The organism is Vibrio sp. DNB22_10_4 (assembly GCF_052879755.1).
In genome coordinates this window covers 1-20,191 of the sequence record NZ_JBNNXW010000023.1, presented here as the reverse complement: position 1 = coordinate 20,191, position 20,191 = coordinate 1, and the positions used below count along the sequence as shown (strand labels likewise).

Sequence of the window (20,191 nt, the reverse complement as noted above, 5' to 3'; positions counted from 1 at the left end):
CATTGTAGAGGGGTTGTCACTTGAAGGAAACTCAATTTACTCTGCGAGGTGAAGAAAAAGTAGCATCAGATCGAGCATTAAATAGTCCAAAACTACACAACACGTTATACTCAAACGCTTTCCTCCCCCTTTTATGGTCACAGACCTGCTCTTGAGAAAATTTGCATGTCATTAGAAGAACAACAAAGAGCCAAACAAGGCGTTTTACTCGCCATCGGTGCTTACACAATGTGGGGTATTGCCCCTATCTACTTTAAAGCACTAGGCAGCGTCTCTCCCTTAGAAATTCTCAGTCACCGTGTGATCTGGTCATTTGTGTTACTGACCGTCTTGCTTCATTTTGGTCGACGATGGCGCAGCGTTCGCGATGTGCTGCGTTCAAAAAAGAAGATGGCTTACTTAGTCACCACCGCACTACTGGTTGGTGTTAACTGGCTTATCTTTATCTGGGCGGTTAACTCCAATCACATGCTCGATGCTAGCCTGGGTTACTACATCAACCCGCTCATCAACGTAATACTCGGCATGCTGTTCTTGGGTGAAAGACTCAGAAAACTGCAGTGGTTTGCGGTCGCACTTGCTACCATCGGTGTTCTGATTCAGCTTATTGCATTTGGCTCGGTACCCGTTGTTGCCCTTGCGCTGGCAATGAGCTTTGGCTTATACGGCTTGCTGCGTAAAAAAGTCAGTTTAGATGCGCAAACAGGGCTGTTCATTGAAACCTTAGTGATGCTGCCAGCAGCCGCTATCTACGTGCTGTTCATCGCGGATACGGCGACCTCAAATATGATGGACAACAGCACGACACTGAACCTACTGCTAATCTCAGCAGGTATCATCACCACACTGCCACTATTGTGCTTTACCGGTGCCGCGACACGCTTGAAGCTGTCGACTCTTGGTTTTTTCCAATACATTGGTCCTAGCTTAATGTTCTTACTGGCCGTACTCGTGTATGGCGAGGCCTTTACCTTAGATAAAGCGCTCACCTTTGCCTTCATCTGGGGTGCATTAGTGGTGTTTAGCTTTGATGGACTAAAAACCAACCGAGCCAACAAGAAGCGTTAAGACCGAAATTTGATGTGTGAGGTGTCCATTTTTTACAAGACACCTCGCCTTTTCACCTCCTATACTGGAGCCAATGTTATTAATAGAAGGAGATCATATGGAGAAGATAGACTACCTGTCGTCGCCGATCCCAGATATTAATCTCATTAACGGCTCGTACAAAAAGTTTGCATTTCAGAAGCACTACCATCTCGACTATCACTTTGGGTTGATTGTCAGTGGTCAGCAGCAGTTTCAGCTAAAAGGTACGTCGTACACCAGTGGCCCTGGAGACTTGGTCTTGATGCCACCGGATGAGCTCCATGACGGGCAAGCGCGCTTTGAAGAAGGCTATGAGGTAAAAGTCCTGGCGGTCTCTGCACCTTGGCTAACACAATTTTCGATGAGTAACAGCTCCGCCGGTTTGGGCTTTCACTCACCCATTGTTCGCGAGCCTGGATTGTTTCGCTCACTGCTGGATACGCATCAAACGCTCAGTACCAACCAAGTGAGTGCCTTAGCGCTGGATTGCATTCCTCTAGATAGCTTTCAGAACATACTAGACCGACACGGCAAACCACTCTCTACCGAGACACATGCCATTGGTACTAAATCGCTCAAGCTGATTCGAGACTATGTAATGGCAAACCTCGACCAAGCAATCCGCCTAGAGCAGCTTGCTAAACTTTGCGATTTGAGCCCAAGGCAGTTTCATCGCCAATTTAAACTGGCAACCGGTATGTCACCGCATGCTTGGCTAACCAGACTCAGGCTTGAGAAGAGTATGACACTGATGAAAGCCGGAAAGAGCGCAATTCAAGTCGCACTGCAAACCGGTTTTTACGACCAAGCACACTTTAGTAAGGCATTTCGAAACGTCTATGGCGTTTCTCCTTCAAACATTAACTAACTTAGTTTTCTTAGAACGATCATGAATGAAATTACTATCCTAATGACACTGGCTACGGTGCACTTTGTTGCGCTTATGAGCCCAGGACCAGACTTTGCGCTTGTGGTACAAAACGCGACTCGATTTGGACGCCAGACTGGTTTTTATATTGCTCTTGGGTTGTCGTTTGGCATCTTGCTGCACTCGATTTTCAGTCTAACGGGCGTTAGCTATATCGTTCATCAGCACCCCACATTGTTTGCCGTCGTGCAAATCGCTGGCGGCAGCTATTTGCTTTACCTAGGTATCGGCGCCTTACGCTCCGTATGGAGTAGATGGCCGCAGCGCCACCAGTCAAGTGATCTTGCCAATGACCCAAGTCTTCTGCTTTCAAGTCGAAGACAAGCGTTCTCTCGTGGCTTTACCACCAATATTCTCAACCCGAAAGCCTTAGTGTTCTTTATCAGCTTGATGTCTAGCTTGGTGCCATCTGCCATGTCGATTCCGGGTAAAGTGGCCGCACTCGTGATTCTATGGTCGCTTTCCTTGGCCTGGTTCTCCTTTTTGGCTTGGGCGCTGTCGACTAAGCGCATGCAACGCAAGCTAGGCTCTGCCGCCATCTACATCGATGGTCTGTGTGGCGTGCTGTTTTCGGGAATTGGTGTGACCATCTTCACACAGGTGATTTCCAGCCTTTAGGGTATTTTGCGCCATTCGACACGCGACGTGTGCGAGATCTCTCACAAAGGCTTAGGTGTTTATCGCTTCGTGCTACAAGCATTCCACCCTAAAATATCATAAGTCATTGTTTTTAAAGAAGTAGGGGTAATTTCTCTTTGTTGAGACAATGGATTATTACTGCTTGATTGGATTGCTCCGAGGCCAGTTTCGTTTAATATTAACCATGTCGGAAGGATGCTGACACGGAACAGGAAACGCTCAGGGATTTGGGCATCTTCAGGAAGAAGATACGGTTATTCAGGATGAATGATCGGCATGGATAGCAAATTGGACATTGAATGGACGCAATAGTAACTAGGATGGTTACTACTAAGGAAAGACAATGGACACCTCTGGATGAGGCAAGGACTTAGCATCAGGATGATGTCAGGGACACCGCTCAGGGAACAAGTGAAGTGCGCTAACGAGGATTGTTAGCCGATCAGGATAAGATCATTAGGACACCGCTAGGAAGGCGACGAAAGGACTAAGCTGACGGAATACAGCACACTATCATGGATTAGATGCATGGAGCACTATTAGTAGCCGGATTGCTGCGAGTAAAGCTATAACCCCGCAGGGCGCAAGCCCTCGGGGTTTTTCTTTATCTGAAATTCAATAATTCAAATCCGTATGACACAAAAAAGGAGCTCATAACTAAGCTCCTTTTGCACTTATAATTCCATAGCCAGTCGGTTATAGCTTTTCCAGCTTGGCGTACTGCGTCACCAACCACTTAATGCCCTCACCATTAAAGGCGACTTGCACACGGCTTTGCGGGCCACTTCCTTCAAAGTTGATGATCGTTCCTTCACCAAATTTCGGGTGCATCACACGCTCACCTAGATTAAAGCCCGTTTCGTTGAAGTTATTTTTTACTTCTGTTTGGCTAAAACGACCCGCTGTCGTTGGACGGCTTACTTGCGCCTTCATGCGAACTTCTTGCAGACACGTTTCTGGCAACTCGCGAATAAAGCGCGATGGCTTGTGATACTTATCTTGACCGTACAAGCGACGCATCTCGGCATAGGTGATGAACAGCTTTTCCATCGCCCGGGTCATACCCACATAACAGAGGCGACGCTCTTCCTCTAACCTGCCCGCTTCCTCTGCCGACATCTGGCTCGGGAACATGCCCTCTTCAACACCTACCATAAACACCATTGGGAACTCGAGACCTTTGGCACTATGAAGTGTCATTAGTTGCACCGCATCATCAAACTCATCGGCTTGACCTTCACCGGCTTCTAACGCTGCATGGGTTAAGAACGCCGTCAGCAGCGTCATATCGTCTGCTTCTTCAGGTTTCTCAAACTGACGCGTTGCCGTTACCAGCTCTTCCAAGTTTTCGATACGCGCCTTAGACTTCTCGCCCTTCTCTTGCTCGTACATAGCAAATAGCCCAGAGGTCTTAATCACATGGTCAGTTTGCTCATGAAGCGGCGATTCAAACGTGTCGTCTTCGAGTGCGTTGATAAGCTCAATAAAACGCGACAGCGCACCTGCTGCTCGCCCAGCGAGAACCTTCTCATCGAGCAGTGCAATACTTGCTTCCCATAGTGTTGCTCCACGATCACGAGCGGCGAAACGAATGGTATCTAAGGTTTTATCCCCCAACCCACGAGTCGGCGTATTCACAATACGCTCAAACGCCGCATCATCGTTTCGATTGGCCATCAAGCGCAAATAGCCCAAGGCATCTCTGATTTCTTGACGCTCGAAGAATCGCATACCACCATAGATTCGGTATGGCAGCTGCGCTTGGATCAAGGCTTCTTCCAGAACACGGGACTGGGCGTTGTTTCGATATAGCATGGCGCAGTCTGTCAGACTGCCGCCTTTATCTTGCCACTCTTTAATCTTACCCACGGCAAAACGCGCTTCATCCAGCTCGTTATACGCAGAGTAAACGGAAATCTTTTCACCCTCGTTGCCTTCCGTCCATAGCTCCTTACCCATACGTTCAGTATTGTTGGCAATCAGCTCGTTGGCAGCTTCAAGGATGGTTTTGGTTGAGCGGTAGTTTTGCTCAAGGCGAATGGTTTTCGCGCCTAGGTACTCATCCAAGAACTTCTGGATATTTTCAACCTTAGCACCACGCCAGCCATAAATAGACTGATCATCATCACCAACAATCATCACCTTACAGTCAGCGCCGGTCATCATTCGTAGCCAAGCGTATTGGATGTTGTTGGTGTCTTGGAACTCGTCCACCAGAATGTGTTTGAAGCGCGCTTGGTAGTGTTCGCGAACAAACTTGTTGTCACGCAGCAGTTCATGAGCACGCAGCAAAATCTCTGCAAAGTCCACCAGCCCAGCACGGTCACACGCCTCTTGATAAGCGGTGTAGATCTGCAAGTACGTCTTGGTCACTGGATCTTGATAGCTATCGATATGTTGAGGTCGTAGACCTTCATCTTTCTTACCATTGATCCACCATGCTGCCTGACGCGCTGGCCACTGTTTATCATCCAGATTCTGCGCCTTGATAAGACGCTTTAATAGCCTTTGCTGATCGTCAGTATCGATGATTTGGAAGTCTTCCGGCAGCTTTGCATCGAGATAATGCGCACGTAAGATTCGATGACAGATGCCGTGGAACGTACCGTTCCACATACCAGAAGCACTGCCCATCATCAGCTCTTCAATACGCCCTCTCATCTCTGCAGCCGCTTTATTGGTAAAGGTCACAGACATAATGGAAAACGGAGAGGCGTTCTCAACCGACATAAGCCAAGCAATACGATGCACAAGCACGCGCGTTTTACCACTGCCGGCTCCGGCAAGGACGAGCATGTGCTCTAGAGGGGCTGCAACAGCTTCACGCTGCTTGTCATTGAGACCGTCGAGAAGAAGAGAAGGATCCATGATGAGTCTTAGCTACTGGTTATTTATACATATCCGTTGATTATAACTCAAACAGTCTCACCATTTCAGAAAAAGTTCTGTTTTTTTAAAAGACAATTACCCTTTCAATATCATACACATAAGATGACATTTAACATTTTGGTAAATATTTTTTGATCTTTTTGAAAGATTTAGCTTTGGCTTCCTATCCTATTGGTTAAGCAAGTCGCAAACAGTGACCTGTGAAAATAAACATCAAGGATCAAGTCTCGAGGAAAGTAATATGAAAACTACGAATCTAGCTATCACTGCAGCAGTTACCGGTCTAATCGCTCTTGGCGGTGCAACACTTGGCGCAGCACCAGCACATGCAGCTGACAAAGAAAAGTGCTACGGCGTGTCGAAAGCTGGTCAAAATGACTGTGCAACCAAAACCAGCTCATGTGCGGGCACTGCGAAAGAAGATAACCAAAAAGATGCGTTCGTTGTCGTCCCTAAAGGCCTATGTGACAAACTGGTTGGCGGCAGCACAGAGTCAGCATAATTGCCTCGCGTGTAAAAAGCCGTAATACGGCCTGTATAGCTTGATTGTCATTTTGTCTTCACTTTGTTTGTCCATACGCTTTCAAGTTACAGCACTATCGGAGGGGCGTGATTATACGCCCCTTCCGTTTTCTACAGTTTACCCACAGAAGCCAACAGATCTGGGAGATCATCATGGATCGAAGTCGTGCCTTTCAGCTTGTCGGTGTAGGATTACGCACACCCCACCTCGACTATTTTGAGCACAACGCTCACAACGTGGGCTGGCTAGAAATCCACAGCGAAAACTATTTTCAGCCCCATAGCACTCAATATCGACAGCTGATAGCGATTCGTGAAAAGGTCAATATCAGCTGCCACGGTATTGGTCTATCACTCGGTTCAGCATCAAAGGTAGATACCGATCATCTAAAACAGCTCAAGCGATTGGTTGACGATATCCAGCCACTTGCAGTTTCTGACCATTTAAGTTGGAGCGAGCATGGCGGCCACTATTTCAATGACCTATTGCCACTGCCCTATACCGAAGAGGCATTAGATCTGTTTTGTCGAAACGTACTTCAGGTTCAAGATGCGATTCAACGCCCGCTATTAATTGAGAACCCATCGAGCTATTTGCGCTTCCAGCACTCAACCATTCCTGAATGGGAGTTTCTCGCTGAAGTGCAGCGTCGCACTGATTGTCGCCTACTGCTCGATCTAAACAATGTCCATGTTTCCTGCTTCAACCATGGCTACGACGCCAACCGCTACTTAAGTGCGATAGACCCAGACACAGTTGATGAGATCCACTTGGCCGGATTCACACGCAAACAACTTGAGCAAGGCGAGATTTGGATTGATACCCACAGCGCGAGAGTCTCCAATGAGGTTTGGGAGTTGTACCGACAGTGGAACAACCAGCGTGCAGCCGTGCACACGCTCATTGAGTGGGATCTTGATATTCCCGCTCCCGAAGTGCTACTTGAAGAGGCAGAGAAGGCCATCGACATTCTCGTAGCGTGTCACGACACGACTCTGAGGAGCGCTTAATTATGATCAGCCTTCACGAGTTGCAGTCGGCTTTCAGCCAATCTTTGCGTAGCCAAGATAGTGACATAGAGCATTTCATTATCGCGGACCACTTTAATGCCGATGATCGCATTCAGATTTATCGCAACAATTTTGTGTTGAGTTTGAGTGAAGTGCTCGAAGCTTGCTACCCGATCACCTTGCAGCTTGTTGGTGAGGAATGTTTTCAGTCGATGGCAAAACACCATGTGATCCATCATCCACCAACAACAGGTAACGTCGCCGACTATGGCAAAGGGTTTGCTGAGTCTATCTCTGAGCTCGATAACATCACCAATGCCGTGCCCTATTTAATCGATGTTATAAGACTTGAGTGGGCTATCGACTCACTCAATCAACACCCTCTAAATGAGGCGAAAGAACCAACTGAGCCACTCGTTAACATGCAGCTTGTACCAGAAGCACAACATGGCAACTTGGTGTTTCATGTGAAACCAAATCACATTGTGCTGCAATCTCAATATGCTATCGCCAGCTTAGTGAACGCGATACATAGCAATAACCTTGAGGGTTTTGAGATCAATCAACCTGAAAACGCGTTGATTATTAAACAAGGGCTATCGACCAGCACGCTTCACGTTCTCGACGACAACGTTCTTGAGCTGCTCAATGCCCTCGGTTCACAACAACCCCTTAAGTTCATTAATCCTGCTCTTCTAACAGCACTACCAAGTTTATTCGCTTTGGATGTTGTAGCTGGATTTACTCTCCATGACGACACCTCACAAGGAGCATGATATGAAAACGACCTTATCTCACTGGCTTGTTAGTTATGACAAGCTTATTGATACGCTACAAAGCGGCTTCGTGCCCCTACTGCTGCTATTCTGTCGCCTCTGGGTAGCTTGGGTATTCTTTAAATCGGGAATGACCAAGATTAGCTCTTGGGACAGCACTCTGTATCTGTTTGAGCTTGAATACCAAGTGCCTATTTTGCCGTGGGAGTTAGCCGCCTATATGGGAACGGCCGCAGAGTTAATTTTGCCTGTGTTTATTGCGCTTGGTTTATTTACTCGACCCATGGCTGCCATCTTGTTTGTATTCAATATTATTGCTGTTGTTTCCTACCCACTACTTTGGGAGAAAGGGTTCTATGACCACCAGCTTTGGGGGTTAATGATACTCATAGTGGTTGTATGGGGGCCAGGACCACTATCTGCAGACAAAGTAATTCGTTCACAAATAACCTGATTCAAGATCTGATTATTGAGTCAAAATAGTCGGGCTTACTGAAAGTAAAAAGCCTCGCATAGATATGCGAGGCTTTTTAAAAACTAACGACTATTTGCTAGCAAGAAACGCTTTCAGCTCTTCTACTGAGATCCCTTGCTCGGCCAATTCTTTGGCCAATGTTTCTACTTGCTCACCCTTGCGAGACTCAATCACTTGTTGAAATTGGTAAACGATATCACGAAGCACATGAATTGGAACTTGCTTTGCAGCACTGCGAATACGCTCTTCACTTTGGTTGCCTAATTCATTAAGCAATTTACCAAACATGATCTTTTCTGGAGACTCTTCCATTTGCTCGAGAACACGAGCCATTTCGTATGTAGTCAAAGACATTACTGCGTTTATCCAGTTATATATAAATACGGGGTGTATAAAGCTAAATATACACCCGTTTCTTAAATTGGAAAACCTAATCGTTTTTTAATTAGCCAATTTTTACTGTTTGATGCCAATCTTTGCCAACTTTGCTTTTGAGAATGAACAATGCTGGCAGTACCAACCACATCTGCAAAGCAATCATGTACGGCGCTTCTAGTCCAGCACGCTGCATCAAACCAACTAACAGACCCGCTCCACTCATTTGGAATAGTCCGAGTAGAGCAGCGGCGGTACCCGCTTTATCGCCAAATGGTGCCAATGCTTTACCGGCAGCCGCTCCAAGGATGAGAGCAAAACCTATTGAAGACAAAATAACAGGTACCATAAACGAAGCCGGTGTTTGAAGCTCTGCTCCCCATACCATTAAGGCTCCGGCGACTAACAAAGTCACGATACCAAATTGCAGTGTTTTGTGAGTGCCAAGCTTATCCATCATTTTTGGCGCGAGCAGACAGGCTGCGATGTTAAATACCGCATTAAGGCCAAACCAAAACGTAAAGGCATTCATCGATAGACCCATGTTTTCCATCAGTACCACTGGTGCAGACGTGACATACGCAAGTATTACACCCATGGCCAATAAACACAGAGTGGCATGAAACAAGAACGTCGGCGTATTAAGGACATGGGTATATCTAGATAGTGCGAAATACTTCTGATTGGTTTGCTGCGGATTGGTCTCTCTCATGTTAAGAACAACCATAACACCTACGAACAACGCAAAACCCGCCATGAAGCTGAAGTTCGCACGCCATCCAAACTGCTGCGTTAGATAGCTGCCTAAAATCGGCGCCAATGCAGGGATAAAACAAATAGCTCCGTTAAGGTAGCTGATCATCTTGCCACTACGCTCTGGTCCAAACATATCGCGAACGGTTGCAAAGGCTGCCACAGATGTCGCGCACGCACCTAAGCCTTGTAGCAGCCTTGCGACTAGCATCCACTCAATGGATTGAGCTGCCCACGCCAAGCAAGCACTCAAGCCGTAGATCACTATGCCGCCAAGGGCAACCGTTCGACGTCCGAGTTTATCGGCAAGTGGTCCCGCGAACAGCTGTCCTACACCCATAGCAAACAAAAACCATGTAATCGTATCTTGAGCACGCGTATGAGCTACATCAAACGTAGAAGAAATTTGCGTTAACGCTGGCAAATAGATGTCGATGGCCAAAGGGCTAAAAAATACCAACATCACTAATGCAGCAAGTTGGACTTTCGAAGGTTTGGTTTGCAACGGGGTGCCTCTTACCAATAGTAAAACGAGTTAATGAAGACGCAATTCTATATCCATTAAGATATGAGCAGAAATGGTTTATACTCATTAGCATTATTCCTACGAGGAATTTCACACGATGAACCTAGAAAAGCTAAGTCGGATCGACCTCAACCTACTCTTGTGCCTGTCAGTGCTACTTGAAGAATGCAATGTGACCCGCGCTGCGAGTCGCTTATGCCTAACGCAATCCGCGGTGAGTAAGTCATTATCGAAACTGCGTGAACTGTTTGACGATCCACTCTTCACTCGCCACGCCCACGGATTATCTCCGACAGCTCGCGCGCTGCAACTTAAGCCCAAGTTAGATGTGCTAATGGCTCATATGCAGGCCATCACTGCACCGCCAGAGTTTTCCCCAACGTCAAGTGAATACCGATTTCACATAGCTGCGGTAGAAAGCGTTTATCCTCTCATCATGCCTCACTTTCTCCCTGCAATATTTAGCCAAGGACCTAACCTGAGCATAAGCACTCATGCATGGAATGAAGCCACGTTCGAGCAAATGCAAAAAGGCGAACTGGATTTAGGGATCACCGGCAAAGACATCGACATCCGTGATGCTCAGAGAACCCTACTGCCGCCAGAAGACATTCAGGAGTTAGAAGTCTACCGGGATAATCAAATGTGTTTAGTACGAACCGATCATCCTGTACTCACTAAACCTTGGGATCTTGAAACCTATCTGTCAATGCGTCATGTACAGGTGCGCTGCGATGGTAGCGATCGCTGGCTTCTAGATTACAAACTCGCTGACATGGGAAAGGAACGCGATATCGCTATCACTGTACCTGATTTCAACAATGCTGCTGCGCTGTGCAGTTACACTGACTTTGTGTTTACCGCTCCTCGGCATTTTGTTCATCTTGTTGCCGAGCAAATGGGATTGCGTGTGCTTCCATTGCCACTCGAATTTCCTCCAATGGCTTACACTCTATTTTGGCACAAAGATAGAGATCGCGATCCGGCGCTCAATTGGCTTATCGACATCATTCGACAAAAGACGCTTCACTTACGTTAGGCGACACGCAGAGCCTGCTAACCGACTCGCAGAATCGTTTGTATATCGTCCACAAAAGCGCTAGCTTATAGACCAAAATAATAGCAAGGTGACCTATTTCGCCATGACAAAGGAACTACAGATGCAGGAACATATTTCTGGCCGTGTTGAACAGATTCAATCTTGGCTTACTGACAACGACCTCGATGCGTTTATTGTTGCTCATGAAGATGAGTACTTAGGCGAGTACGTACCCGCTCATAACGAGCGTCTTCATTGGCTAACCCAATTTACCGGCTCTGCAGGTGCAGCTGTTATCACTCGAGAGAAAGCCGCTATTTTTGTCGACGGTCGCTACACGGTTCAAGTTCGTAAACAAGTTCCAGCAGATAGCTTTGAATACTGTCACCTTATCGAGCAGCCACCGCTGGATTGGTCGATTGAAACTCTTGAGCTCGGTGCTCGAATCGGTGTAGACCCTCGCATGCATAGAGGTAACTGGTACCAGAATGCACTAGAAAAACTTGCAGGTCGCTACGAACTGGTTGCTGTTAACGATAACCCAATTGATCTTTTCTGGAGCGATCGCCCGGCTGCTCAATTAAGTAACGTTCGTTTAATGCCACTAGACAAGGTCGGCCAATCAAGCCTAGACAAACGTACCCAGCTAGCACAAAACCTAGCAAGCAGTGGCGCTGATGCCGCTATCATTACTGAGCTTGATTCAATTTGCTGGCTTTTAAATGTCCGCGGTCTTGATGTTTCACGTCTTCCTGTATTGCTGGCTCACGCGATCCTTTACTCAGATGGCTCAACTAAGTTCTTTATTGACCCAACGCGCATCGATGACATGAACGAATTTACCGACCATGTAGGTGCAGGTGTTGAAGTCTGCCTTCCATCGTCTTTGGAGACTGAACTAGAATCGTTGAAAGGCAAAAAAGTCACCCTAGACCCAGCGACAAGTAATGCTTGGTTTCAGCTAAAGTTGGAGCAATATGGTGCCAAACTTCTCGACCTTGCTGACCCATGTTTAATGCCAAAAGCGGCCAAGAACAGCGTTGAAGTTGAAGGCATGCGTAGCAGCCATGTGCGCGACGGCGCAGCAATGGTTAACTTTTTAAGCTGGCTCGATAGTGAAGTCGCTAAAGGCAACCTTTCTGATGAAGCAGAAGTCAGTGACAAGTTGGAAGCATTCCGCCGAGTTGATCCAACTTTGATAGATCTTAGTTTCGATACTATTTCTGCCTCCGCAGGTAACGCGGCCATGTGTCACTACAACCATGCGAATCAAGAGGTTCCTGGATCGCTAGTTCAAGATACCTTGTACTTGGTTGATTCAGGTGGCCAGTACCTCGATGGTACCACTGACATCACGCGTACCATTGCGATAGGTACCCCAACAGATGAGATGAAGCGCCAGTTTACATTGGTACTAAAAGGTCACATTGGTCTGGCTACCGCACTATTCCCGAAGGGTACTTGTGGTCATCAACTGGACGTTCTAGCTCGTCAACATTTGTGGGCAAATGGTTTTGATTATGACCATGGCACTGGCCATGGTGTCGGCCACTTCCTGAGTGTTCACGAAGGACCGCAGCGCATCGCGAAAGCCGTAAACAATACGCCGCTAGTACCTGGTATGGTGCTATCAAACGAACCAGGATACTACCGTGCAGATGAGTTCGGTATTCGTATCGAGAACCTTGAGTTGGTCATTGAGAAAGCAACAGCTGGTGATAGTTCTATGTTTGGTTTCGAGTCACTTACTCGATGCCCTATCGACAAGCGCAACATCGTGGCTGATATGCTAACGGAAACAGAAATCACTTGGTTGAACGACTATCACCAAAAAGTGTGGAATGACGTTTCACCACTAGTTACCGGTGATGCACTAGCTTGGCTGGAAACAGCTTGCCAACCGCTCTAGCTCGTTAGGCTCGAAGAAATAAAAAGGCGCTGGAACTCCAGCGCCTTTTTTGGTTTCACGTGAAACATGGTTAGACATCTAACCTGAGTAGGACTGATGCCAGTCTTTCCAAACAGGCTCCATACCTGCCCGTTTCACCGACTCAGCAACCAAAGCAGCACTGCGCTCATCACTGATTGCGAACTGTTCTAGCTCTTCTTGGTCATCCGCGTAGCCACCTGGCTGAGTCTTTGATGCTGCACTAATACTCGTGATACCTAGTGGGTAAACCTGATCGCGGAAAGTCGCGGATTCACGAGTCGACAGTGAGAGTTCGACTTCATTGTTGAACAAGCGGTAGGCGCAGATAAGCTGCACTAGTTGCTTATCTGTCATCACCGATTTCGGTTGTAATGCGCCCTCACAAGGTCGAAGTCGCGGAAAAGAAATTGAGTATCGTGTCTTCCAATAACGGCTCTCTAAGTATTGAAGATGGGCTGCAACAAAGAAACAATCGGTGCGCCACTCTTCTAATCCTATCAGTGAACCAATGCCAATCTTGTCGATTCCTGCTTGTGCCAATCTATCCGGGGTTTCAAGTCGGTAGTTGAAATCCATTTTATTGCCACGAAGATGGTGCTGCGCGTATGTCGAGCGATGATACGTTTCCTGATAAACCATGACAGCATCGAGACCGTGCTGTTTGAGGGTCGCATACTCTTGGGTCTCTAATGGCTGAACTTCCATAGCCAAATAGCTAAAGTGCTTTTTGATTTCTGGCAACACTTGTTGGAAGTATTTCATACCTACTTTGTTCTCGTGCTCACCTGTGACCAAAAGAATATTGTCGAAACCCATCTGTTTGATTACGTCGCACTCACGCTCTATTTCTTCAGTACTGAGCGTCTTTCGTTTAATGCGATTTTCCATTGAAAAACCGCAATAGGTACAAGCATTGGCACACAAGTTGGAAAGGTACAAAGGTATATACATGGACATGGTGTGCCCGAATCGCTTTCGAGTTAATGCAAATGAACGCTGAGCCATTTGTTCTAAGTAGGGTTCTGCGGCAGGACTAATAAGTGCCTTAAAGTCTTCTAAGTCGAGTCGCGGTTTAGACAGTGCTCGCTCTACATCACGCGCCGATTTCGCATAAATAGAAAGACGAATATCATCCCAGTTATACTTAGCATGCTCCTGAACAAAGCTCATTTTGCTCTCCTACTCTGAATCTAGAAACGCGGTTAGCGGACTCGAGGCCACGGCATGATTTACGGTACCTGCTAGACCACTTTCGTATGCTAGTCTTCCTGACTCTACTGCTAGCTTAAACGCTTTAGCCATAGCAACCGGATCAGCGGCAGCAGCGATAGCGGTATTGACCAAGACAGCATCAGCCCCCATTTCCATCGCAAGCGCTGCATGTGATGGTGCCCCGATACCTGCATCAACCACAACCGGAACGTTCGCTTGTTCGATTATAATTTCTAAAAAGTCTCTACTGACGATGCCTTTGTTGCTTCCTATTGGAGCTCCAAGTGGCATCACAGCGGCACACCCTACTTCCTCAAGATGCTTACATAGCGTTGGATCACTATGACAATATGGCAGAACGACGAATCCATCTTTAACTAGCTGCTCGGCAGCTTTTAACGTCTCGATCGGGTCTGGTAGTAAGTACTTCGGATCTGGGTGAATCTCTAACTTCAGCCAATTCGTGCCCAATGCTTCTCTAGCAAGATGTGCAGCGAAGATGGCGTCTTTGGCATTCTTAGCGCCTGAAGTGTTAGGCAACAGACTAATCTTGTTCTCAATCAATGGTCGTAAGATGTTGTCATCCTGACCTTGTAGATCTACGCGCTTGAGCGCCATCGTCGCTAGCTGTGAACCACTTTCCGCAATAGCCTGAACCATAAGAGACTGATCCGAGAACTTTCCGGTTCCAGTAAACAGACGTGATTCAAAAGTTTTATTGGCAATTGTTAGCATGAATTAGCCCCCTGCAATGGCTTGGAAGATGTTAATGGACATGTCATTTTTGACGACAAACGTCGACCACTCAGTTCGTGGCACAATTTGGTCATCGACCGCAATGGCACACCCATGGGTATCGATATCGAGACCTTTAATAAGATCCTCGAGTAGGCTGTCTGTTTCCGTATTCTGTAATGTGTTATTAACTGTTACTTGAATCATTTTTGTTCTCGCGTGCAAAATCTGTGACTACACACCATGGTGTACTCAGTCGGTGGAGCAAACCGTACAAGTTTGCTCACGAGCAATCTGTAGTGTTTGCCATTGACCATTTAGTCCATCGAATAACTTCAATGTCGGTGTTTTTTTCTGGGTAACCTGAGGGTGGACACCTGCAAGCAACTTTATCGTTTCTAGAGCTTGGTAAAGTCCCATCATGCCAACCACTGGCCCCATGACAGATGACTCTGAACATCGGCTGCTGCCTTTGATTTCATCAAAGGGATACAAGCACCGATAACAGGCAATCTCACGGGTCGATGAGAACGGAAAAACACTGAGTTGCCCGTTCCAACCGATTGCTGCTGCGCTAACGAGGTCGGTGTTACTTTGTTTACAGTAAGCATTTATGGCATGTCTAGTTGCTAGGTTATCTGAGCAATCAACCACAACATCCGCTAAAGTGATCTCTAATAACAACTGATTGCCATCAAGCTTTTTGTTAATACTTCGCACTCTAATATCTGGATTCTGTTGCTTCAGGCTGGCCTTCAAACATTCGACTTTAGCGAATCCAACATCTTTCGCGTGATAAGTTACCTGTCGAGGCAAGTTAGAAATCTCAACTGCATCATCGTCAGCAATAGTTACACTGCCTACTCCGCCCCCTACTAAATACATGCTCGCTGCGGTTCCAAGTCCCCCACAGCCAACAATAAGCACATTGGCCTTGAGCAACTTGCTCTGCCCTTCTTCACCTATGTTCGGAAGACTGATTTGGCGCAGATACTGCTTAAATTGGCCATCATTAACCATCAAGACGACCATCCATGATTGACTCAAATTGTTGAATAACGGCGGGTACATCATCAGCCAATGTGATTGCTCGTACTACTGCCAAACTTGTCACACCACAACTCCAAACTGGTACTGCAGTCTTCAAATCAATGCCACCAATGGCTACTGTTGGATATCCCAGTTCCTGACCGTAAGGTATCGAATCAATCAGTCGCTGATAGAGTTCCAGCCGTATCAAACCTTGCGGTCTTGAAGGCATGTCTTTGGTTGTGGTTGGGAAGATGTGGCCGAGCGCAATGTAGCTAGGGTGAATTTGAACGATGCGCAGCAACTCATAATAGCCGTGAGTAGATAGGCCAAGCGCAATTCCTTTTTCTGCAAGTCTCTTCAGATTTGCCACTTCAATGTCTTCTTGACCTAAGTGAACGCCGTAAGCACCATGCTTAATCGCTAGCTGCCAATAGTCATTGATGAACACTTGAGCATCATGTCTTCGACCAAGCTCGATCGCTTTTTCAATCTGCTGTTCTAGGTTCGGCAGGTCAGGCTGCTTGATTCTAAGCTGTACCGTTTTAATGCCCAGTTCTAGTAATCGTGCTACCCAATCAACATTATCGACAACAGGATAGAGCCCAAGCTTTGATTTAATTACAGTCGGAAATGGTAGAGTCGATGCCTCAACTGCCCAGCCAACACGTATACCTAAATTCGCATTTTCTATGACTGGAACGGGGAACTGGTCTAAGTGACTTGGCCATGTTTCACGTGAAACACATCCCGCTCTGGCGAGCATAACCGCATCTTCGAGAGGAAAATCGAGAGCAATACTCACTACGAGCCAAGCCAAATGCTCGGTGTGGTCTGTAATCAAAGAAGCTGCCGCAGAAGCCTTGATGACGTTTTCTCTACAAGACCAAACATCGAGCCATCGAGAGCCACTTTCTACTGCTACATAGACATCACCTTGTGTGGCAGCAGCTAGTGAGGCTGAAAGATGACTTTCATCCATGTTGTGCAAATACCTTACACGGATATCATTATCTATAGCGCTATCTCCCAAACGGAAAGTAGAGCCGAAAACGTCACTCGAAATATAACGGGCGCTTGCTTCATGGTGGATAATGACCGCTTCACCTTCTTCAGAAGATGAGACCACGATGTTTTCGGTAGAGAAGCCGACTTGTTTTGCTAGGCCGAGAACACGATGAATATGACGATTCAAAGCGTCTGCGCCAATGGGCAGCATGAGTTTCAACGGAAGCTCCTTAGATTATGGTAGTTATTCTTCAGTAACAGCTGGGTGATACAACTCAGCACCCGTTGCTCTGAACTCTTCAGACTTTTGACGCATCCCCTCTAAAGGGTCATCAAGCATTGTGATAGCAATACTGTCGCCTTGTTGTATTTCTTTAGCGTACTCTCGTACCTCTTGTGAGATCTTCATCGAACAGAACTTTGGACCGCACATCGAGCAGAAATGGGCAACCTTTCCAGACTCCTGAGGGAGTGTTTCATCATGGAACTGACGCGCAGTATCAGGATCTAGAGAGAGGTTAAACTGGTCTTCCCAGCGGAATTCAAAGCGAGCCTTTGAAAGTGCATTATCACGAATTTGAGCCCCTGGGTGTCCCTTCGCTAAGTCTGCTGCATGAGCAGCTAGCTTGTAGGTGATGAGCCCTGTCTTAACGTCTTCTTTATTTGGTAGGCCAAGGTGTTCTTTTGGCGTCACGTAACACAGCATCGCACAACCGTACCAGCCAATCATTGCAGCACCAATGCCAGAGGTAATATGATCATAGCCAGGTGCAATATCAGTGGTCAGTGGCCCAAGCGTATAGAAAGGTGCCTCATGACAGTGCTCAAGCTGCTCTTCCATGTTCTCTTTGATCATGTGCATCGGTACATGACCAGGACCTTCGATGATGACCTGAACATCGTATTCCCAGGCAATTTTGGTTAGCTTGCCTAGGGTTCTAAGCTCTGCAAATTGAGCTTCATCATTGGCATCGGCAATAGAGCCTGGACGCAATCCATCACCGAGGGACAAGGCCACGTCATAACGTGCACAGATTTCACAGATCTCTCTAAAGTTGGTATATAAGAAACTCTCTTCATGGTGTGCCAAACACCACTTAGCGATGATAGAGCCACCACGGCTAACGATACCCGTGACGCGCTTGGCGGTGAGTGGGATGTGATGAAGTAGAAGGCCAGCATGAATAGTAAAGTAGTCTACACCCTGCTCTGCTTGCTCAATTAATGTATCTCGCATTACTTCCCAAGTCAGATTTTCGGCGACTCCATTAACCTTCTCTAATGCTTGATACATAGGTACTGTACCGATTGGCACTGGACTATTACGTAAGATCCATTCGCGCGTTTCGTGGATATTTCGTCCAGTCGACAGGTCCATAACTGTATCGGCACCCCATCGAGTACCCCAGACAAGCTTCTCGACTTCCTCTTCAATTGATGAGGTGACCGACGAGTTGCCTATATTAGCATTTACCTTAACGAGGAAGTTGCGGCCAATGATCATCGGCTCAGATTCTGGGTGATTGATATTTGAAGGGATGATCGCTCTACCCTCAGCGACTTCCTTACGCACGAATTCGGGTGTGATTTCTTTAGGTAAGTTCGCCCCAAAGTGCTGACCTGGATGCTGCTGAGTGAGCACTTCGTCTTTGAGCTTTTGACGTCCCATGTTCTCTCGAATCGCGATGTATTCCATCTCAGGGGTAATAATACCTTGGCGTGCGTAGTGAAGCTGCGTGACGCAAGCGCCTTCAGCACCACGCCTGATACGAGGTAATAGCCCGTACCTAAGCTCATCAAGCGTGTCATCTTCAAGTCTTTGCTTAGCAAATTCTGAACTGACGCCTGACAATACTTCGGTATCAGCGCGTTCATCAATCCAGGCTTCTCTTAGCTTTGGTAAACCTGAGTACAAATCGATAGAGTGCTCTGGGTCGGTATAGACACCAGACGTGTCATACACGTTGATGGGCTCGTTAGGCTCATGGATTGGATTGTCTTGGTTACCACCGATTAAGCTGTCTGCAAGAGAGATTGTACGCATTGGTACTTGCAGATCGCTTCGGCTACCTTGGATATATGTCTTTTGAGAATTGGGGTAAGGCGTTACCGATAATGTATCGATAAAGTTTTTTGCTTCCAGCCTATTTTGCTTGCGTGTCGACATAGCATTTCCTTATATATCATATAGTTATAAAAGATAAATGCTTGACGGATGTGTGAATACAAGAGGTATCAACCACAATAGCGTGCGCTATTTGATAAATAGAATATGATGCTAGTTCTATTCTCTTGTTCCCTTCGCTGGTACTAACCAGATCAGGTTCAACGGATCCCGAATTAACGGTCTCAGCCCTATGGGCACTCCGACAAGTATTGACTCGATTATAAAGGAATTAGTTTTAATACATCAACAGGACATGGAAGTTTTTCGTTTAACTTTTGGTCAGCATCTGAAAACCAATCCAACAAGCTGAGATACTCAAAACAACATTGAGCAATATATTTAGTCCCATCTTCAGAAACGCCCCCTGCTGCATTAGGAGTACGTTATCCATAGAAAACGTAGAGAATGTCGTAAGTGCACCTAAGAAGCCAAGACCAATGATTTGACGCCATGGATCAGGCGCAAAAATTTCAGCTTCGAATGCTGCAATCAATAGCCCCATAATAAACGAGCCAACCACATTGACGGTTAACGTACCGTAAGGAAAACCACGACCGAAAAGTGCAACACAAAGCTCTGATATCAAATATCTCGAACAAGCCCCGACAGCACCGCCCAATGCAATAAAACCTAAAACTGAAAACTGCCCCATCACCTAATCCCAAACTATGAATTGAAAAGGTAATAATATACCAACAACGAATAAATTCGACCCAACATCACATTTTTAACCACAAAATCCAACGGATAATCTATCTGGCTGTCGAGTAAATTTAAAAAGTTACATGCGTCACTTTTTAGGCTGTAATCAACAATTAGTTCGCGAATTAAAACGAAAAGAAGATTGGAGCTAAAAAACCTAAGCTCACGAATGGAAAAGCTAGAATGAGAAGAAGTATATTGCAGATAGCAAAAAGCCTCGTCGTTAGACGAGGCTTCTTAATAAGTGGCGGAGTGGCTGGGGTTGCATCCAACCGGGACTCGACTTCCTTGAAAAGGAAGTTACCTAAGTTTTAGATAATAAAAAACCCGACGCTTTCGCATCGGGTTTTCTAATAAGTGGCGGAGTGGACGGGACTCGAACCCGC

General features: G+C 46.6%; 19 protein-coding genes and 1 riboswitch. Of the genes, 9 read left to right on the top strand and 10 right to left on the bottom strand.

Annotation, left to right across the window (positions count from 1 at the left end; all coding sequences use genetic code 11):
- The first annotated feature begins 165 nt into the window (after positions 1–165).
- From rarD to ACVA6Q_RS23650, 3 genes are all read left to right on the top strand, one after another.
- Entirely contained in the window at positions 166–1,068 is a 903-nt protein-coding gene (gene rarD, locus ACVA6Q_RS23660) for an EamA family transporter RarD (protein ID WP_446649105.1), read from the top strand.
- Between the two features lie 97 nt (positions 1,069–1,165).
- Entirely contained in the window at positions 1,166–1,957 is a 792-nt protein-coding gene (locus ACVA6Q_RS23655) for a helix-turn-helix domain-containing protein (protein ID WP_446649104.1), read from the top strand.
- Between the two features lie 21 nt (positions 1,958–1,978).
- Positions 1,979–2,635 (top strand): LysE family translocator, encoded by a 657-nt coding sequence (locus tag ACVA6Q_RS23650; RefSeq protein ID WP_353497528.1) that lies wholly within the window; start codon positions 1,979–1,981, stop codon positions 2,633–2,635.
- Positions 2,636–3,352: 717 nt separating this feature from the next.
- Here ACVA6Q_RS23650 and uvrD read toward each other — a convergent pair.
- Entirely contained in the window at positions 3,353–5,527 is a 2,175-nt protein-coding gene (gene uvrD, locus ACVA6Q_RS23645) for a DNA helicase II (RefSeq protein WP_418642308.1), read from the bottom strand.
- Between the two features lie 259 nt (positions 5,528–5,786).
- Between uvrD and ACVA6Q_RS23640 the strand changes: the two genes are divergently transcribed.
- From ACVA6Q_RS23640 to ACVA6Q_RS23625, 4 genes are all read left to right on the top strand, one after another.
- The gene (locus tag ACVA6Q_RS23640; RefSeq protein ID WP_112463168.1) at positions 5,787–6,047 is read left to right on the top strand and encodes a BufA1 family periplasmic bufferin-type metallophore; all 261 of its coding nucleotides are present in this window, start codon (positions 5,787–5,789) and stop codon (positions 6,045–6,047) included.
- 173 nt (positions 6,048–6,220) lie between these two features.
- On the top strand, positions 6,221–7,078 hold the full coding sequence (gene bufB / locus ACVA6Q_RS23635) for an MNIO family bufferin maturase (protein WP_446649103.1): 858 nt from the start codon (positions 6,221–6,223) through the stop codon (positions 7,076–7,078).
- Positions 7,079–7,080: 2 nt separating this feature from the next.
- Entirely contained in the window at positions 7,081–7,854 is a 774-nt protein-coding gene (locus ACVA6Q_RS23630; protein WP_446649102.1) for an HvfC/BufC N-terminal domain-containing protein, read from the top strand.
- A 1-nt stretch (position 7,855) separates the two neighbouring features.
- The gene (locus ACVA6Q_RS23625; RefSeq protein ID WP_353497525.1) at positions 7,856–8,308 is read left to right on the top strand and encodes a DoxX family protein; all 453 of its coding nucleotides are present in this window, start codon (positions 7,856–7,858) and stop codon (positions 8,306–8,308) included.
- A gap of 90 nt (positions 8,309–8,398) precedes the next feature.
- On the opposite strand, the gene tsrA is transcribed toward ACVA6Q_RS23625, so the two are convergent.
- Together tsrA and ACVA6Q_RS23615 are read right to left on the bottom strand one after the other, a co-directional pair.
- Positions 8,399–8,683 (bottom strand): H-NS-like global regulator TsrA, encoded by a 285-nt coding sequence (gene tsrA, locus ACVA6Q_RS23620; protein ID WP_353497524.1) that lies wholly within the window; start codon positions 8,681–8,683, stop codon positions 8,399–8,401.
- Positions 8,684–8,774: 91 nt separating this feature from the next.
- On the bottom strand, positions 8,775–9,980 hold the full coding sequence (locus ACVA6Q_RS23615) for a multidrug effflux MFS transporter (RefSeq protein WP_446649101.1): 1,206 nt from the start codon (positions 9,978–9,980) through the stop codon (positions 8,775–8,777).
- Between the two features lie 100 nt (positions 9,981–10,080).
- Between ACVA6Q_RS23615 and ACVA6Q_RS23610 the strand changes: the two genes are divergently transcribed.
- The gene (locus ACVA6Q_RS23610; RefSeq protein WP_353497522.1) at positions 10,081–11,022 is read left to right on the top strand and encodes a LysR family transcriptional regulator; all 942 of its coding nucleotides are present in this window, start codon (positions 10,081–10,083) and stop codon (positions 11,020–11,022) included.
- Between the two features lie 121 nt (positions 11,023–11,143).
- Positions 11,144–12,931 (top strand): aminopeptidase P family protein, encoded by a 1,788-nt coding sequence (locus ACVA6Q_RS23605; RefSeq protein WP_446649100.1) that lies wholly within the window; start codon positions 11,144–11,146, stop codon positions 12,929–12,931.
- Between the two features lie 78 nt (positions 12,932–13,009).
- Here ACVA6Q_RS23605 and thiH read toward each other — a convergent pair whose 3' ends face one another.
- The 7 genes from thiH to crcB all read right to left on the bottom strand — a co-directional run bounded on the left by thiH (position 13,010) and on the right by crcB (position 19,755).
- Complete coding sequence (gene thiH / locus ACVA6Q_RS23600; RefSeq protein ID WP_446649099.1) at positions 13,010–14,122, bottom strand: 2-iminoacetate synthase ThiH; 1,113 nt, start codon at positions 14,120–14,122, stop codon at positions 13,010–13,012.
- A 9-nt stretch (positions 14,123–14,131) separates the two neighbouring features.
- Entirely contained in the window at positions 14,132–14,899 is a 768-nt protein-coding gene (locus tag ACVA6Q_RS23595; RefSeq protein ID WP_446649098.1) for a thiazole synthase, read from the bottom strand.
- Positions 14,900–14,902: 3 nt separating this feature from the next.
- On the bottom strand, positions 14,903–15,106 hold the full coding sequence (gene thiS, locus ACVA6Q_RS23590; protein ID WP_446649097.1) for a sulfur carrier protein ThiS: 204 nt from the start codon (positions 15,104–15,106) through the stop codon (positions 14,903–14,905).
- Between the two features lie 45 nt (positions 15,107–15,151).
- Positions 15,152–15,919, bottom strand: coding sequence for a HesA/MoeB/ThiF family protein (locus ACVA6Q_RS23585; protein WP_446649113.1), 768 nt, complete (start codon positions 15,917–15,919; stop codon positions 15,152–15,154).
- Positions 15,912–17,147 (bottom strand): thiamine phosphate synthase, encoded by a 1,236-nt coding sequence (locus ACVA6Q_RS23580; RefSeq protein WP_446649112.1) that lies wholly within the window; start codon positions 17,145–17,147, stop codon positions 15,912–15,914. The genes ACVA6Q_RS23585 and ACVA6Q_RS23580 overlap by 8 nt, the downstream gene beginning before the upstream one ends.
- Positions 17,148–17,180: 33 nt before the next feature.
- Positions 17,181–19,103, bottom strand: a complete 1,923-nt coding sequence (gene thiC / locus ACVA6Q_RS23575) for a phosphomethylpyrimidine synthase ThiC (RefSeq protein ID WP_446649096.1) — start codon at positions 19,101–19,103, stop codon at positions 17,181–17,183.
- A gap of 112 nt (positions 19,104–19,215) precedes the next feature.
- A riboswitch (TPP riboswitch) is annotated at positions 19,216–19,315 on the bottom strand.
- Positions 19,316–19,371: 56 nt separating this feature from the next.
- A complete protein-coding gene (gene crcB, locus ACVA6Q_RS23570) occupies positions 19,372–19,755 on the bottom strand; it encodes a fluoride efflux transporter CrcB (protein ID WP_112478769.1) in 384 nt (127 codons plus the stop codon).
- Between the last annotated feature and the right edge of the window lie 436 nt (positions 19,756–20,191).